3 protein-coding genes are annotated in these 19,071 nt (G+C 46.6%); all 3 read left to right on the top strand.

Annotated features, from left to right (window positions below):
• Nucleotides 1-2,487 (top strand): non-ribosomal peptide synthetase (locus C7B77_RS06485; protein ID WP_146138209.1); only part of this gene is annotated, 2,487 nt, incomplete at its 5' end.
• Nucleotides 2,484-11,687, top strand: coding sequence for a non-ribosomal peptide synthetase (locus tag C7B77_RS06480; RefSeq protein ID WP_106301736.1), 9,204 nt, complete (start codon nt 2,484-2,486; stop codon nt 11,685-11,687). The genes C7B77_RS06485 and C7B77_RS06480, both read left to right, overlap by 4 nt.
• Before the next feature lie 43 nt (nt 11,688-11,730).
• Nucleotides 11,731-19,071: non-ribosomal peptide synthetase (locus C7B77_RS06475; RefSeq protein WP_181243733.1), on the top strand; the 7,341-nt coding region annotated here is incomplete at its 3' end.

The raw sequence follows: 19,071 nt of genomic DNA, 5'->3' as shown, positions 1-19,071 counted from the left end.
GCATTGTCGCGGCAGACAGGTAGTACGCTGTTTATGACCTTGATGGCCGCCTTTGCCACCTTACTCTATCGTTACAGTGGTCAGTCGGATGTGGTCATTGGTTCTCCCATTGCCAATCGTAACCGCAGTGAAATCGAGCCACTAATCGGCTTTTTTGTAAATACCTTAGTCTTGAGAACCCAATTAGAGGCAGATCTGAGCTTTGAGCAGTTACTCACACAGGTGCGAGAAACCACCCTCACCGCTTACGAACATCAAGATGTTCCCTTTGAGCAGATTGTTGAGGCATTGCAACCTCAACGCTCGATGAGCCATTCCCCTCTGTTTCAGGTGATGTTTGCCTTACAAAATACGCCCATGGGTGATGTCGAATTACCTGGAGTGAGGTTGAGTGGGTTAAATGCTAATAGCACGATTGCCAAGTTCGACTTAACCTTGTCTATGGCTGAAACCCCATTGGGATTGGAGTGTGAATGGGAATACAACACCGACTTGTTCGATAAGTCAACTATCGAGCGAATGGCAAGTCATTTTGAGAACTTGTTATCAGCAATCGCAGTGAATCCTCGCCAAGCAGTGAGTGAATTACCCTTACTAAGTGCAACAGAACGTCAGCAGTTGTTAGTAGATTGGAACGATACTCAGGTAGATTATCCCCAAGATAAATGTATCCATCAGTTATTTGAGGAGCAAGTAGCCAAAACCCCCGATGCGATCGCCGTAGTGTTCGAGCAACAAGAATTAACCTATCGACAGTTAAATCACCGCGCTAATCAACTTGCCCATCACCTCCAAACTTTAGGTGTCAAACATGAAGTAATGGTGGGAATCTGTGTCGAACGATCGCTAGAGATGGTGGTGGGATTGTTAGGGATTCTCAAAGCAGGTGGAGCTTATGTTCCTCTAGACCCCAGTTATCCGACAGAACGCTTGAGTTATATGGTGAGTGATGCGGGGATAGAAGTATTGCTAACGCAACAGAATTTGTTGCCTACACTGCCCTCTCATTTAGCTCAGGTAGTTTGTTTGGATCCCGATGGCGGGGTAATTGAATCTCACAGTCCAGAGAATTTGGTCAGTAGTGTCAGTGCCGATAACTTGGCTTATGTCATCTACACCTCCGGCTCGACTGGAGCACCCAAGGGGGTTTGTGTAGCGCATCGGAGTGTCGTCAGACTCGTCCAAAATACCAATTATGCCCAGTTTAATGCCGAGCAGGTTTTCCTCCAACTCGCGCCCATTACCTTTGATGCTTCTACCTTAGAACTCTGGGGCAGCCTACTTCATGGCAGTAAATTAGTCATCTTTCCGAGCCAAGTTCCCGATCTAGATCGGCTCGTAGACGTTGTGTCCCAACACCAAATTACCTGTCTGTGGCTGACGGCGGGACTGTTTCATCTGATGGTAGATGAATACTTGGAAGCCTTATCCCCAGTGCAACAATTATTAGCTGGCGGCGATGTTTTATCTGTCGACCACGTGCGGCGATTTCGACAGCGGTATCCCAATTGTCGCTTGATTGATGGCTATGGCCCGACCGAAAATACGACCTTCACCTGTTGCTATGAGATCGGTCAGACTCAACTCCAGCAGACTGTACCAATTGGCAAACCGATCGCCAATACGCAAGTTTACATTCTCGACCCACAACTGCAACCAGTACCAGTTGGGGTGACTGGAGAACTCCACATCGGCGGCGATGGATTAGCCCGAGGCTACTTGAATCGTCCCGAATTGACGGCATCGAAATTCATCCCCAATCCCTTCTCATCTGACAAATCGGCACGGTTATACAAAACTGGCGATTTAGCACGCTATTTGAATGACGGCAATATTGAATTCTTGGGACGGCTCGACCATCAAGTCAAAATTCGCGGCTTCCGCATTGAGTTGGGGGAAATCGAAGCAGTCATTAGTCAGCACCCACAAGTATCTCAAGTAGTGGCGATCGATCGCGAAGACATTTCCGGGAATCAGCAGTTGGTGGCTTATGTCATCGCACAATCTGGAGCAGAAATTAGTAGTACGGAAATCAAAGATTTCGTCAAAGAGAAAATCCCAAGTTATATGGTGCCAGGGGCAGTAATTTGCTTAGATTCATTGCCGTTGACACCCAATGGCAAAGTAGATCGACAGGCATTACCACAACCAGACATGTCGTCGATGTCCTCAGGAGATTTTGTCCCGCCGCGCACACATACTGAAGCGGTTTTAGCTGAGATTTGGCAAAAAATTCTGAAGGTGGAAAAAATTAGTGTTCGCGATAATTTCTTCGATCTGGGTGGACATTCCTTGTTAGCCACCCAACTTAGCTCTCAAATCAGTGAAGCATTGAACGTAAAGTTGCCGCTAAAGAGCTTGTTTGAAGCAAGTACTTTGGCTAGCCTAGCTGAAGAGATCGATAATATTAGCTTGGCACTACAAGCATTTCAAAATCATTCCGTTACTTCAACAGCAACCGATTTAGAAGAGAAAGGAATCCTATGAAATCTATTGGTAAATTATTATTAGATCTAAGCCGCCAAGACATAAAACTTTGGGTTGACGGGGGTCTGTTGCGCTATCAAGCCCCGCAGGGAAGCCTCAGCCCTACCATCAAGGCTGAAATAGTAGATCGCAAAGCGGAAATCCTCGCTTTTTTACAAGATACAGCAAGTTCTGCTCGAGTCGAGATTCAGCCAGCCCCACGAGATCGAGAACTGCCATTGTCCTTTGCCCAACAGCGATTATGGTTTATTAATGAATTAGAGCCTCATAGTAGTACTTATAATATGCCTGACCCCATCAGGCTCACAGGGCAACTGGATCTTGTCAGTTTAGAGCGAACTCTACAGGAAATTATTCGGCGGCATGAAGCATTAAGAACTAACTTTATCAGCCATAATGGTCAACCGATGCAGGTGATTCAGCCGACTAATGCTTGGCAAATGACCTCGATCGATCTCCAAGATTTATCAACTAGCGAGCGAGAAACAAAAATTCAGCAGTTAGCCACAGCAGAAGCAGAGAAACCTTTTGCCTTAGATACTGATTCCCCGATCCGGGCAACTTTAATTATCGCGTCAGCAACCGAGCATATCTTATTGCTAACCATGCATCATATTGTGTCTGATGGTTGGTCGATGGGAGTGTTGATTAAAGAAATAGCAGTGCTGTATGAGGCGTTTGAGCAAGGTAAACCTTCGCCACTGGCAGAATTAGAGATTCAGTATGTAGATTTTGCAGTTTGGCAACGACAATGGTTGCAAGGAGAGATTCTAGAGCGACAGCTCAACTATTGGCAGCAACAGCTAGCTAATGCTCCAGCCCTCTTAGAACTTCCCACGGACAGACCTCGCCCCCCCATCCAAACCTTTCGGGGCGCAGAGCAAAAATTTACCATCCCCGCAGATCTCACGTCGGCACTCCAGTCATTGAGTCGTCAGGAGGGAGTTACGCTATTTATGACTCTACTGGCCGCATTCGATCTGTTGCTGGGTCGCTATACCGGACAGACAGATATTTTAATCGGTTCGGGGATTGCCAATCGCCATCACGGTCAACTAGAGGGTTTAATCGGCTTTTTTGTCAATACGTTAGTCTTACGCACCGACCTGTCCGGAAATCCCAGTTTCCGAGAGTTGTTGTCCAGAGTTCAAGCAATGGTCTTGCCCGCCTATGCTCATCAAGACTTACCCTTTGAGATGCTAGTAGATGTATTGCAACCAGAGCGAAATCCTAGTCATTCTCCGTTGTTTCAAGTGGCTTTTGTCCTACAAAATTCTCCAGTATTTGAGATCGAGCTAGCTGGCTTAACCTTGAGTAATTTAACGACAAAACACAAAACCGCAAAATTTGATTTAACGCTATCTCTAGAACAAATTAACGATGAACTAATCGGCGTTTGGGAATACAGTACCGATCTATTCAATGATGACACGATCGCTAGAATGGCTGGTCATTTTCAAACATTGTTGACCCAAATTGTTGCCCATCCAGAACAGCCTATTGCCGAATTACCGTTGTTGAGTGTCACGGAACAACATCAATTGCTCCATGAATGGAATGACACCAAGGTCGCATATCCGCAAGATAAATGTATTCATCTATTATTTGAAACACAAGTACAGCAAACACCGGATGCGATGGCCGTGGTGTGTGGCGATCGGCATCTGACCTACACTGAATTGAATGTTCGTGCCAATCAACTAGCTAACTACTTGGTTGAATTAGGTGTAAAACCGGGCATGTTAGTGGGTATTTGTGTCGATCGATCGATTGAGACGATCGTCGGAATTTTGGGAATTCTCAAGGCGGGTGGAGCTTATGTGCCCCTAGACCCCAGTTATCCATCAGAGCGTCTGAGTTTTATGCTCTCAGATGCTCAGGTGCAGGTACTTTTGACACAACAGCAACTCGTGGCAGGATTACCCACTCATCAGGCAGTTGTGGTTTGCTTAGATACCGACTGGAAACAGATCGAGCAACAAGAGCGAGAACATCCGCTAGTTGAAATTACATCTGCCGATTTAGCTTATATCATCTACACTTCTGGCTCCACTGGCACACCGAAGGGGGTGATGGTTCCTCATCAAGGCTTGTGCAACCTGGCTCAAGCTCAAACCGATCTGTTTGGCGTTCGCGCTACTAGTAAGATCTTACAGTTTGCCTCTTTGAGTTTTGATGCCTCCATCTGGGAAATCGTGATGGGGATTACTTCTGGAGCCACTCTCTATGTCGATACCAAAGAAACACTCCTCCCCGGTCAAGCTTTATGGAAGTATCTCCACACGCGTGAAATTACTCATGTTACGCTACCCCCAGCAGCATTAGCAGTCTTACCATTACAACCGCTGCCTTGTTTACAAGCAATCGTTGTCGCTGGGGAAGCTTGTCCACAGGAATTAATTGCTCAATGGTCGCAAGGCCGAAGTTTCTTCAACGCTTATGGACCAACCGAGGGCACCGTCTGTGCCACAGTCTCGGCACCTTTAGATGGTAGTCAAGCAGCTCCCATTGGTCGGCCAATTCAGAATGTGGAAGTGTATATTTTGGACTCTGACTTACAACCACTACCGATCGGTGTTCCAGGGGAATTGCATATTGGTGGAGTGGGTTTGGCGCAAGGTTATCTGAATCGACCAGAGTTGACAGCAGCAAAATTCATCCCTCATCCCTTCAGTGACGATCGTCAGGCTCGTCTTTATAAAACTGGGGACTTAGCTCGTTACCGACCTGATGGCAATATTGAATTCCTGGGACGCATCGACCATCAAGTCAAAATTCGCGGTTTCCGGATTGAGTTAGAAGAAATTGAAGCCCTGCTAGGTCAATATCCAGGCGTTCAACAAGCAGTAGCGATCGCGCGGGAAGATCGCGAGCAGGATCGACGGTTAGTGGCTTATGTGGTAGCAGATCGAAATGTTCGGGATCGAAGTTTACCAGAAATAGATGAATGGCAAACTGAGTATGTTGCCGATTGGCAGAATCTTTACGAACAAAACTATCAACAACTGCCAACCGATCGAGACTTGACTTTCAATATTGCTGGTTGGAACAGTAGCTATACAGGTGCAGCAATTCCCGCCACCGAAATGCAGGAATGGGTAGATTACACTGTGGAACAGATCTTAGCACTGCGGCCCCAGCGGGTACTAGAAATTGGCTGTGGCTCCGGGCTGTTGTTATCCCAAATCGCTCCCCATTGTGATGAATATTGGGGCACTGACTACTCAGTAGCCGCATTGCAATACATCGAACAGATGAAGCAGCAAGTTCCGGGGTTAGAGAATGTGACTACCCTAGAGCGCATGGCTGATGATTTTCATGGGATCCCACCTGCGAGCTTTGATACGGTCATTATCAATTCAGTTGTCCAGTACTTTCCTAGTGTCACCTATTTATTACGCGTGTTGGAACAGGCTGTAGCATCAGTTCGGGCTGGCGGTCACGTGCTGATTGGGGATGTGCGGAATTTACTGCTGCTAGATACTTATATCCTGTCCGTACAGCTCCACCAATCATCCGATCGACTAAGTCTGTCCCAATTACAGCAACACGTCCAACAACGGTTAATGCAAGAAGAAGAATTACTCGTCGCTCCAGAGTTTTTCTTGGCTGTGCAACAGCACTTACCCAGAATTAGCCACGTCCGGATTCAACCAAAGCGTGGTGTCTATCATAATGAATTAACTAAGTTTCGCTACGAAGTTATTCTCGAAATCGAGGGCTGTCCCAGTCCGAGTACTCAAGAAGCTACCCCCATCGCTTGGTTAGATTGGCAAACAGAACCGCTGAGTGTAGCAGAGATTCGTCAACGCTTAGTCCACACTCAACCAGAAATTTTCGGGATCTCACATATCGCCAATGGACGAGTCAGCACGGAAATGCAAGCTTGGAAATTGTTGCGTGATGATGCTCCAGAGCTGGAGACAGTCCAAGACTTGCGTCAGGCATTATCTACATCCAAATCCGCTGGGATCGATCCCGCCGAGCTATGGAATTTAAGCCAAGAATTATCCTATACCTTGAACCTCAGTTGGTCTAATTCCGACTCTGATGGCGGCTACGATGCGGTCTTCCAACTACCCTCGATTACCACCCAGCTCGATCTAACACCAGTGAAGTCTAGTTTCCAAACTTGGGATGTATATGGTAATGACCCCTTGCAAGGAAAATTAGCTAAAAATCTGATCCCGCAACTGCGTCAATTCTTAACCGACAAGCTGCCCAATTACATGGTGCCCTCGGCATTCATGTTGCTCGAATCTATGCCACTGACGGCCAACGGCAAGATCGATCGGCGAAAACTCCCAGTCCCAGAGATTTCCCGCAACCAATTAGCCGTCGGTTTTGTCGCGCCGCGCAATCCAACCGAAGAAATGCTGGTAAAAGTTTGGGCAGAGGTGTTAGCGAACGAACACATCGGTATTGACGACAATTTCTTTGCTCTAGGAGGACATTCCTTATTAGGCACCCAATTAATTTCCAGGGTTAAGAATGCTTTTAACATAGATTTACCCTTGCATAGTTTGTTTGAGGCTCCGACAATCGCCGAACTTGCTCAATACATTCAACAGGTACAGCAAACAGCAACGGCAGTGCCACAGCCACCTATCCAAGTGGTCAACCGCGATCGACCAATCCCATTGTCTTTTGCGCAGCAACGCTTATGGTTCTTAGATCGGCTAGAACCGAATAGTGCTACTTACAATATGCCCGGTGCAGTCAGGTTTCAAGGACAGCTCGATCTTGTAGCCTTGGAGCGAACACTACAAGAGATCGTTCGTCGTCATGAAGCTTTGCGGACTAACTTTATCAGCCAAGATGGTCAACCGATCCAGGTGATTCACCAGCCTGGTACCTGGCAGATAAACAGTATTGACTTGCAACATCTACCCGTTAGCGACACAGAATCAACAATTCAGCAATTAGCCACAGCAGAAGCCGAGCAGCCTTTTGCTTTAGATACCGATCCCTTAATGAGAGCGACGTTATTGTTGGTGTCAGCAACCGAGCAGATCTTGCTGCTAACCATGCATCACATTATTTCTGATGGTTGGTCGATGGGCTTGTTTGTGAAAGAAATCGCTGCACTTTACTCGGCCTTTGTCCGGGGTGAATCTTCAACACTTCCAGAGTTAACCATTCAATACGCAGACTTTGCCGTCTGGCAACGACAGTGGTTGCAAGGCGAAACTCTCGATCGACAACTCAGCTATTGGCAGCAACAATTACAGGGAACCCCAGAATTATTACAACTGCCCACCGACCGCCCACGTCCGAGCGTACAGACTTATCAAGGTGCCACCCACAGTTTTACCTTGAGTCCAGAATTAACCGAGCAATTACAAGCATTGTCGCGCCAGACAGGTAGTACGTTATTTATGACCTTGATGGCCGCCTTTGCCACCTTACTCTATCGTTACAGCGGCGAGTCGGATGTGGTCATTGGTTCTCCCATTGCCAATCGGAATCGGAGTGAAATTGAGCCACTAATTGGCTTTTTTGTAAATACTTTAGTCTTGAGAACTCGATTAGAAGATAATCCCCGTTTCGAGCAGTTACTCACACAGGTACGAGAAACCACGCTTAAAGCTTACGAGCATCAAGATCTGCCCTTTGAACAAATTGTGGAGGTATTACAACCCCAACGCTCGATGAGCCATTCTCCCTTATTCCAGGTGATGTTTGTCCTGCAAAATGCACCGATGGGTGAGATTGAATTACCAGGAGTAAGGTTGAGTGAGTTAGATGCTAATAGCACGATTGCCAAGTTCGATTTAACCCTATCGATGAGTGAAAGTTTGATGGGATTGGAGTGTGGATGGGAATATAACACTGACTTGTTTGACGGTTCAAGTATCGAACGGATGGCTATTCATTTCGAGAACTTGTTATCAGCCATTGTCGAAAACCCCCGTCAAACAGTGAGTGAATTACCCTTACTCAGTGAGTCCGAACGTCAGCAGTTGTTAGTAGATTGGAATGATACTCAGACAGATTATCCCCAAGATAAATGTATCCATCAATTATTTGAGGAGCAAGTAGCCAAAACGCCCGATGCGATCGCAGTAGTATTCGAGCAACAGGAATTAACCTATCAACAGTTAAATCAAAGTGCTAATCAGCTAGCACATCATCTCCAAACTTTAGGTGTTAAACCTGAAGTACTGGTGGGGATTTGTGTCGAACGATCGCTAGAGATGGTGGTGGGATTATTGGGGATTCTCAAGGCAGGTGGAGCTTATGTTCCTTTAGATCCTAGTTATCCAGCAGAACGGTTAAGTTATCTGTTAAGTGATGCTGGGGTAGAAGTGTTGTTGACACAAAACAACTTGCTGTCTGTGCTGCCGTCTCATGCTGCACGAGTAGTTTGTTTGGATATCGATCGGGGGACAATCGAAGCGCATAGTCCAGAGAATTTGGTGAGTAGTGCTAGTGCAGAGAATTTGGCTTATGTCATCTATACTTCTGGCTCTACTGGACAACCTAAGGGAATCACGATCTCTCACCAGAACCTTTGTAATCATATGTTCTGGATGCAAGTAACATTCCCCCTAACCGAACAAGACAAAGTACTGCAAAAAACTCCCTTTGGGTTTGATGCCTCAGTTTGGGAATTCTACGCTCCATTATTGGTAGGTGGACAGTTGCTAATCGCTCAACCAGGAGGTCATACCGACAGTGCTTACCTCTTAAGCTTAATTGCTCAACAGCAGGTAACTACCGTTCAATTGGTTCCATCTTTGCTGCAAATGCTGTTAGAACAGGGAGACATCGAAACTTGTCACTCCCTCAAACAAGTCTTCTGTGGTGGTGAAGTTTTGCCAGTTGCGTTGCAAGCAGGCTTGTTAAGCAAGCTAGATGTAAATTTAGTCAATCTTTACGGACCCACAGAAGCTTGTATCGATGCAACTTTCTGGAATTGCCAACGGGAGATGTCTGGACAAGTTGTCCCCATCGGTCGTCCCATTGCGAACACGCAACTCTACATCCTCGATCGGCAAATGCAACCAGTACCAATTGGGGTCGCCGGAGAATTGCACATCGGGGGCGATGGATTAGCCCGTGGCTACTTAAATCGTCCCGAACTCACCCAAGCAAAATTCGTTCTCAATCCCTTCTCACCAGACAGATCGGCACGGCTATATAAAACTGGGGACTTAGCACGTTACCTACCTGACGGCAATATTGAATTCCTGGGACGAATCGACCATCAAGTCAAAATTCGGGGCTTCCGCATTGAGTTGGGCGAAATCGAAGCAGTTATCAGTAGTTATCCCCAAGTTCAACAAACAGTAGTAACAGCTACCACAGATGCTGCTGGAAACCAACGACTAATAGCCTATGTAGTAGTGAGTGAGGAAGAAAACCTTAGCACTCAACAACTGCGGGAATTTCTGCAACAGCAACTGCCCGCGTACATGGTGCCATCTGCCTTCATTATCCTCGACACCCTCCCATTAACCCCCAACGGCAAAGTAGACCGCAAAGCGTTACCCGCACCAGATGGTGACATCGAGCGCACACAAGAATATGTCGCCCCCCAAACACAAATCGAACACATCTTAACCACAATTTGGCAAGAACTATTGCTCAAAGAACGAGTCAGCATCCATGACAACTTCTTTGAAATTGGTGGCGATTCCATCCTGATCGTTCAAGTGGTAGCACGGGCCAAAACTGCTGGCATCCAGATCGCGCCCAAACAAATATTTCAACATCAAACTATCGCCGCCTTAGCCCGGGTTGCCAATACAACCCAGATGGTCGATGCACGGCAAGGACTAGTAACTGGAGGCGCACCACTCACCCCAATTCAACACTGGTTCTGGGCGCAAGACCAGATCGACCCACACCACTACAACCAATCAGTCTTATTACAAACACCGCCCGGTCTATCCAGCCAATTCATCGCCATCGCCTGTCAAAAATTACTAGAACATCATGACGCACTCCGGCTCCGCTTTCCGACCTCAGCCACAGACCACCAACAACAAATCAATCGTGGATTAGAGGAGACTGTACCCCTTACCATCATAGATTTATCCACAACACCAATTTCCGAACAACCACAGGCACTAGAACAGATTGCCACCGATATTCAGGCAAGTTTAAACCTGACCACTGGCCCGATCGTGCAAATAGTGATGTTTGACTTGGGTCATCAGCGCGAAGGACGATTATTGATTGTCATTCATCACCTCGCGGTCGATGGAGTGAGCTGGCGGATTTTATTATCAGACCTCGAAACAATTTATCAACAATTAACCACACAACAACCAATTCAACTCAGTCCCAAGACCACCGCCTTTATTGATTGGGCCGAAAAACTAGCGCGTTATGCCCAATCGGAACCAATCAAATCAGAGTTAGACTATTGGCTCGCTCGACCGTGGGAGCAAGCTACCCCCATCCCCTTAGATCTGACTAGTCAGACCGCCGACAACACGATCGATAGTACTGACTCAGTGACCGTAACCTTGAGTGCCACTGCCACCCACCAACTGTTAAGTTCAGTCCACGAAGCTTACAACACCCAAATCAACGATCTGCTGCTCACTGGATTAGCCATGACCCTAACCCAGTGGACGCGAAATAATACAGTCACGATCGCTTTAGAAGGACATGGACGCGAAGAACTATTTGCAGATGTAGACTTATCGCGAACAGTCGGTTGGTTTACCAGTTTATTCCCCGTCCTACTGCAACTCCCATCATCAACCCCACCCGCCACAGCCATCAAATCGATCAAAGAACAATTACGGACAATTCCGCAGCGGGGGATTGGCTACGGGATCTTACGATACTTGTGTGCGGATGAAGAAGTTAAAAAACAACTCCAGCGCATTCCCGCTCCAGAAATCAGTTTTAACTATCTCGGACAATTCGACCAAGTGCAGGAAACAGGTTGGAAATTTGCCGCTGAGTCTAGTGGACAAGAACAGAGTTCCCAGCACCATCGGGAGCATCGATTAGATCTGAGTTGTCTGGTGGTAGGAGGGGAATTACAAATTAGTTGGACTTACAGTAGTCAAGTTCATCAGCCAGAGACGATCTCAGATTTAGCACAAAGCTACCTACAAAATCTCACGGTCTTAATCGCACATTGTCAGTCCGAAGATGCTGGTGGATATACACCCTCGGATTTTCCCAAAGCACAATTAGAACAATCAGAACTTGACGAGTTATTAAATCTTCTTTAGAAAGAAAGCAATTATAGAAATACAAATATAAAGGTAAATGGTAATGATTAGTGAAAAAGAGAAGTCTCCGGTCGCATCTAAAAATATCGAAGCAATTTATCCATTATCTCCAATGCAAAAGGGGATGCTATTTCACAGCTTGTATGCTCCAGAGAGTGGGGTGTATGTCGAGCAAATGACTTTAATATTGACAGGTGATATTAATGTTGATGCTTTTGAATCTGCTTGGCAAAAAGTAGTAGATCGACATTCAGTTCTCCGGACATTATTTGTCTGGGAAAATCGCCCTGCTCCACTCCAGGTAGTATTAAAACAGGTGGATCTACCTTGGACTAATCTAAATTGGCTGTCGCTATCACCAGTAGCACAACAACAGCAATTATCAGAATTGTTGCAGATCCAACGAGAACAAGGTTTTGAGTTCGGTCGAGCACCGTTGATGGGATGTACGTTAATTCAACTGACTGATGATACTTATCAGTTGATTTGGAACTTCCACCATATTCTGCTAGATGGATGGTGCTTGCCGATTATCTTTAATGAAGTACTAAGTTTTTATAAAGCTCAAGTGCAGGGTAAAATTTGTCATTTGCCCATACCAACTCCCTATGAGGATTATATTGATTGGTTAACTGCTCAAGACCGAGCCGCATCGACTGAGTTTTGGCAACAGATGTTACAAGGCTTTAGTGCGCCTACCCCTCTGGTTGTCGATCGAACTCTGCCGCAATCTCAGCAGTCAGGATCGACAAATTACCAAGAGCTGGAACTAGATTTATCCAGTGATATCAGCCACAAATTACAAGCTCTGGCACAACAACATCAAGTAACATTATCAAGCATCATTCAAGCTGGTTGGGGTTTACTATTAAGTCGTTATAGTGGCGAGCGAGACATCCTCTTTGGCGTGACGGTTTCTGGTCGTCCGGCTAGTTTATCTGGTGTAGAAAATATGGTGGGATTGTTTATCAATACCCTCCCTTTACGATTGCAAATATCCCCCGATCGACAACTCATCCCTTGGCTCGAACAAATCCAACAATTGATGTTGGAATTACAACATTACTCTTATACTCCACTAGTAGAGATTCAATCTCTGAGCGAGGTAGTTGGCGGAATACCTCTGTTTGAAAGTATTGTGGTGTTTGAAAATTATCCTATGGATAGTTCTTTGGATAATGAGACTGGTTCGTTACAGGTCGGCAAGATCGAGGGTCGCGAACAAACTAATTTCCCGCTAACTGTAACTGTGGCACCCAGGGATGAGTTATCAATCAAGATTAGTTATGATGCCGTTCGGTTTGCCGAAGATACAATCGAGCGGATGTTGGGACATTTGCAAACAATTTTCGCCGCTATTGCTACCAATCCCCATCAAACACTTAGTGAATTACCCTTACTGAGTGAGTCCGAACGCCATCAGTTACTATTCGACTGGAATGATACCGCGCGGGAATATCCACAAGACAAGTGTATTCATCAATTATTTGAGGAGCAGGTAACGAAAACGCCCGATGCGATCGCGGTGGTATTTGAACGGCAAGAATTAACCTATCGACAGTTAAATCACCGCGCTAATCAACTGGCACATTACCTCCAAACGTTAGGAGTCAAACCTGAAGTCCTAGTGGGCATTTGTGTCGAACGATCGCTAGAGATGGTGGTGGGATTGTTAGGGATTCTCAAGGCGGGTGGAGCATATGTCCCCTTGGATGCCAGTTATCCCCAACAGCGATTGGTGTATATGGTTCAGGATGCACAAGCACAGATCGTTCTCACTCAGGAATCCCTGCGTCAGACGTTACCAGTAGGAACAGCCCAGCTAGTATGCCTCGATACGGATTGGTCGATCGTTGCACAACAGTCTGACGCGCAATTAAGTACTGCTGTCACCGCAGAAAACTTGGCCTACGCGATCTACACATCTGGTTCCACAGGTCAGCCCAAAGGTGTGCAACTGAACCATCGACCTTTGGTAAATCTTATCGAGTGGCAGATCGAAGCCTCAAACGTACCAACAGAAGCTAAAACACTACAATTTGCCCCCATCAGCTTTGATGTATCATTTCAGGAAATTTTCTCGACTTTATGTGTTGGTGGGACTCTAGTTGTCATTAGCGACGACAAGCGCAAGGATACTTGTGCCCTGATTGAGTTTCTACGGCAACAAGAGATCGAACGTCTATTTTTACCCTTTATCGCTCTGCAAAATCTAGCAGAAATTGGCCGCGATCGAGAGCTAGTGCCTTCCCTCCAAGAAGTGATTACAGCAGGAGAACAATTGCAGATTACCCCAGCGATTGTGGAGTGGTTTAGCCGTCATCCAAATTGTGCCTTACACAACCACTATGGCCCGTCGGAAACCCATGTAGTGACAGACTATCAACTAACTGGCGATCCCCAAACATGGAAGGTGTTGCCACCGATTGGGCGGCCAATTTTCCAGACTCAGATATTTATCCTAGATGTTGTTCGAGGGCAGCCAGTGCCAATCGGTGTCACCGGGGAATTATTCATTGGAGTGAAAGATTCAATCCGTGGCTACCTCAACCGTCCAGAGTTAACAGCCGAAAAATTCATCCCCAATCCCTTCTCACCAGACAGCTCAGCACGGTTATATAAAACTGGGGACTTAGCACGTTACCTACCTGACGGCAATATTGAATTCCTCGGACGGCTCGACCATCAAGTCAAAATTCGGGGCTTCCGCATTGAGTTGGGCGAAATCGAAGCAGTTATCAGTAGTCATCCCCATGTCCGACAAGCAGTTGCCATCGCCACCACAGATGCTGCTGGAAACCAACGATTAGTAGCTTATGTAGTCAGTGAGGCGCAAACCTTCAGCACTCAACAACTACGGGAATTCCTGCACCAGCAACTCCCTGCCTACATGGTGCCTTCTGCCTTCGTCATCCTCGATACTCTCCCCTTAACGCCCAACGGCAAAGTAGACCGGAAGGCTCTACCCGCACCAGATGGTGACATCGAGCGCACACAAGAATATGTCGCTCCGCACACACCAAGTCAAGAAATCGTTGCCCAGATCTTCGCTGCCGTCTTAGGGGTCGAAAAAGTCGGCATTCACGACAACTTCTTTGAATTAGGCGGACATTCGCTACTCGCGACCCAATTAACCTCCCGACTCAAACACAGCTTTACCGTAGACATCCCCCTGCAAGCTGTATTTGAAGCTCCGAGTGTCGCGCAACTAGAGCGCACCATCACCCAATTACGCACACAGGGGCAAGGATGGAGCCGACCAGCAATCGAGCGCATTGCCTCAGGTAGCGAATCCATTCCCCTGTCCTTTGCCCAAGAACGACTATGGTTCCTCAACCAACTCGAAGGAGCCTCGGCGACTTACAATATGCCCGCAGCCCTGGGGCTGACTGGGGACTTAAATCTCGATGCCTTGCATCAAGCTCTAACTGAAATCGTCCGGCGGCATGAATCACTACGCACCAGTTTTACTACTGTCAATGGTCAGCCCATGCAGATGATTCACTCGTCAGCCAGCATGACGATCGAGACAATGGACTTACAACACCTCATCGACACCGAACGGGAAGTAGCGATCGAACAACACATTCAACAATCGGCACTAACATCCTTTGACTTAGAAATCGCCCCCTTAATTCGATGTAGTTTACTACAGCTAGCGGAGACCGACTATGTGTTCTGTATCAATATGCACCATATCGTCTCCGACGGCTGGTCGATTGGTGTATTGGTACGAGAACTATCGGTTCTATATTCAGCCTATTGTGCTGGCAACCCCTCCCCCTTGCCAGAATTAGAGATTCAGTATGCCGACTTTGCGCTGTGGCAAAGAGAATACTTGAGTGGGGAAGTATTAGAACAGCAACTTGAGTACTGGGTATCTCAATTACAGGGGGCACCAGAATTATTGCAACTGCCCACCGACCGTCCGCGACCGAGCGTGCAGACTTACCAAGGCAAAACCCAGAGTTTTACCTTGAGTCTGGCCTTAACCCAGCAATTACAAGCCTTGTCGCGGCAGACAGGTAGTACGCTATTTATGACCTTGATGGCTGCCTTTGCCACCTTACTCTATCGTTATAGTGGTCAGTCGGATGTGGTCATTGGTTCTCCCATTGCCAATCGGAACCGGAGTGAAATCGAGCAATTAATCGGCTTTTTCGTCAACACCTTAGTCCTCCGCACTGACCTGCAACACAATCCCAGTTTTATTGAGTTACTGCATCGAGTTCGACAAGTCACCCTAGATGCTTATGCCCATCAAGATGTGCCGTTTGAAAAGTTAGTAGAAACACTGCAACCAGAACGCAATCAAAGCTATTCTCCACTATTTCAAGTGGGGTTTGTGCTTCAGAACACCTCAGCCGAATCACAAGAAATGCCTGGTTTAACCCTCACCCCGTTAGAGATTGAGAGTACCACGGCCAAATACGATTTAACTCTATCAATACAGGATACCGATCGGGGACTAATTAGCGCATGGGAATATAACAGCGATCTGTTCGATCTAACCACCATTACCCGCATGGCGGATAATTTTCAGACCTTGCTGACTGGAATTGTGGCTAATCCCCAGCAACAAATTTCTGAATTACCGCTACTAAATAAAGAAGAACAGCAACAATTACTTTGGGATTGGAATGATACGGAGGCTGAGTATGCCAGCAATCTGTGCATTCACCAGTTGTTTGCAGCGCAGGCGGCATCTACTCCCCAAGCCATCGCATTAACGTTTCAGGATCGCCAACTGACCTATCAAGAACTAAATAGTCGTGCCAATCAATTAGCCCATTACTTACAAAAGATGGGTGTAGGGGTAGAGACTTTAGTCGGGATCTGTATCGATCGCTCCCCCGAGATGTTAATCGGGCTGTGGGGCATTCTTAAGGCTGGTGGAGCATATGTGCCATTGGATGCCAGTTACCCGCTAGAGCGGCTGGCCTATATGTTGTCAGATGCCAAGATTAAAATGCTACTGACTACCAAGAATTTAGAAGCTGGACTGCCCGCACATGCAGCTCAGGTGGTCTGTCTCGATACCGACTGGGAGGAGATTGCCACAGAAAGTGCGGAAAACCCAGTCAGTAACGTGCAACCACAGAGCCTAGCTTATGTAATTTACACTTCGGGTTCTACTGGTACCCCAAAGGGAGTCATGGTTCCACACCGAGGCTTATGTAATTTAGCCCAAGCCCAAATCAAACTCTTTGATGTCCAGCCTACCAGCAAAGTGTTGCAATTTGCCTCTAGTAGCTTTGATGCCTCTATTTCCGAAATTGTCATGACCCAGTGTACTGGTGCTACTTTATATCTCGATCCCAAAGAAGCACTTTTACCAGGCGATACCTTATCTGACTATTTACAAGCTCGAGAGATTACTCATCTCACCCTGCCACCAACCGCATTGGCAGTAATGCCGCTGGTGCCACTACCACAACTACAGACCATTATTGTAGCTGGTGAAGCTTGTCCGCAAGAATTAATTGCTCGATGGGCAACGGGTAGAAATTTCTTCAATGCCTATGGGCCGACGGAGGGAACTGTCTGTGCCACCGTATCAGAACCGTTAGATGGGAGTAAACCAGCTCCCATCGGCAAACCAATTCCGAATGTGCGAGTATATATTCTTGACGATCGATTACAGCCAGTGCCAGTTGGCGTACCTGGTGAGTTATACATTGCCGGAGTTGGGATCGCGCGAGGCTATTTAAATCGGCCAGATTTGACTGCGGAGAAATTTATCTCAAATCCCTATGACAATGAGCCATACGAGCGTCTTTACAAAACTGGAGATCGTGCTCGCTACCTTCCAGATGGCAACATTGAATTTCTCGGTCGGATCGACCATCAGGTAAAGCTGCGGGGCTATCGTATCGAGCTGGGAGAAATTGAATCGTTGTTATCTAAACATTCCCAAGTCCGCGAGGCAGTGGTCGTGGGACGGGAAGATCGATCGGGAGATCGGCGGCTAGTTGCCTACGTTGTGCCGCAACTGAAAAATCTTACTACTTTGACGGAACGAGAACATCCTCAGTCCGATCGAATAGAACTTTGGCCATCGGTAGCTGAATACTATGTCTATGACGAGTTGCTATATTATGCCATGACAAACGATCTACGGCGAAATGATAGCTATAAAGTGGCGATCGAGCAGTTGGTTGTAGATAAGATCGTTGTTGAAATTGGTACTGGTAAAGATGCGATTTTGGCCAGATTCTGTGCCGAAGCTGGCGCGAAAAAAGTGTACGCGATCGAAAGAAATGAGCAAACTTGTCAACAGGCTAATGCTTGCATTCAAGAGTTAGGTTTGTCAGATAAAATTGTCGTTGTTCATGGCGATGCTACATTAGTAGAATTACCAGAACTAGCTGACATTTGTGTATCGGAAATCGTGGGAGCTATCGGCGGCTGTGAAGGAGCGGCGGTAATTATCAACAATTCTCGCCGATTACTAAAACCAGACGGTGTAATGATTCCCCACCGCAGTGTTACTAAAGTGGCAGCGGTTACTCTGTCGGATGAAATACTACACAATCCACACTTTACGCCAACCTCTGGTCATTACACTCACAAGATTTTTGAGCAAGTCGGGTATCCATTCGATCTCAGGGTCTGTATTAAGAAATTTCCGCACGCCAATGTTCTCTCCAATGCCGATGTTTTTGAAGATTTAGATTTCAATCGACATGTCGATCCAAATTTTTCTCACAAAATCGAATTAACAATTCATCAAAGTGGACGATTAGATGGCTTTTTGGTTTGGTTGACTTTGCAAACTATTCCTGGTGAAGAAATTGATATTCTCAAGCACGAACATTGCTGGTTGCCAGTTTATTTTCCAGTCTTTGAACCTGGAATTGCAGTAGATGATGGAGATGTCATCCAAGCAGTCTGTTCGAGATCGCTTTGTGATAATCATCTCAACCCAGATTATGCGATCGTCGGTCAATTAATCAGAAAAAATGGTGAAGTCATTGATTTTGAACATATCTCTTATCATTATCGAGAAGTGTTCCAGCGCACCCCTTTCTATCAAAAATTATTCAGTAATTTCGATCGCACCGAAGTTAACTCCCCTGACACCTTAACTAATTCGCTGCGAGGTTATCTCCAGGAAATCTTACCCAACTATATGATTCCTGCCGCCTTTGTGGAACTAGAGAACTTCCCATTGACTCCTAATGGCAAAGTAGACCGAAAGGCTCTACCCGCACCAGATGGTGACATCGAGCGGGAACAAGAATATGTCGCTCCGCACACACCAAATCAAGAAATCATTGCCCACATCTTCACTAACGTCTTAGGCATCGAAAAAGTCGGCATTCACGACAACTTCTTTGAATTAGGCGGACATTCGCTACTCGCGACCCAATTAACCTCCCGA

This window comes from Chamaesiphon polymorphus CCALA 037, assembly GCF_003003845.1.
Lineage (GTDB): Bacteria > Cyanobacteriota > Cyanobacteriia > Cyanobacteriales > Chamaesiphonaceae > Chamaesiphon > Chamaesiphon polymorphus.
Note: the sequence above shows the minus strand (reverse complement) of the source record. Positions and strands in the feature narration are given on the sequence as shown.

Coding starts and splice junctions, on each gene's coding strand:
- C7B77_RS06480 (WP_106301736.1), top strand. CDS start 2,484: ATGAAATCTATTGGTAAATTATTATTAGATCTAAGCCGCCAAGACATA.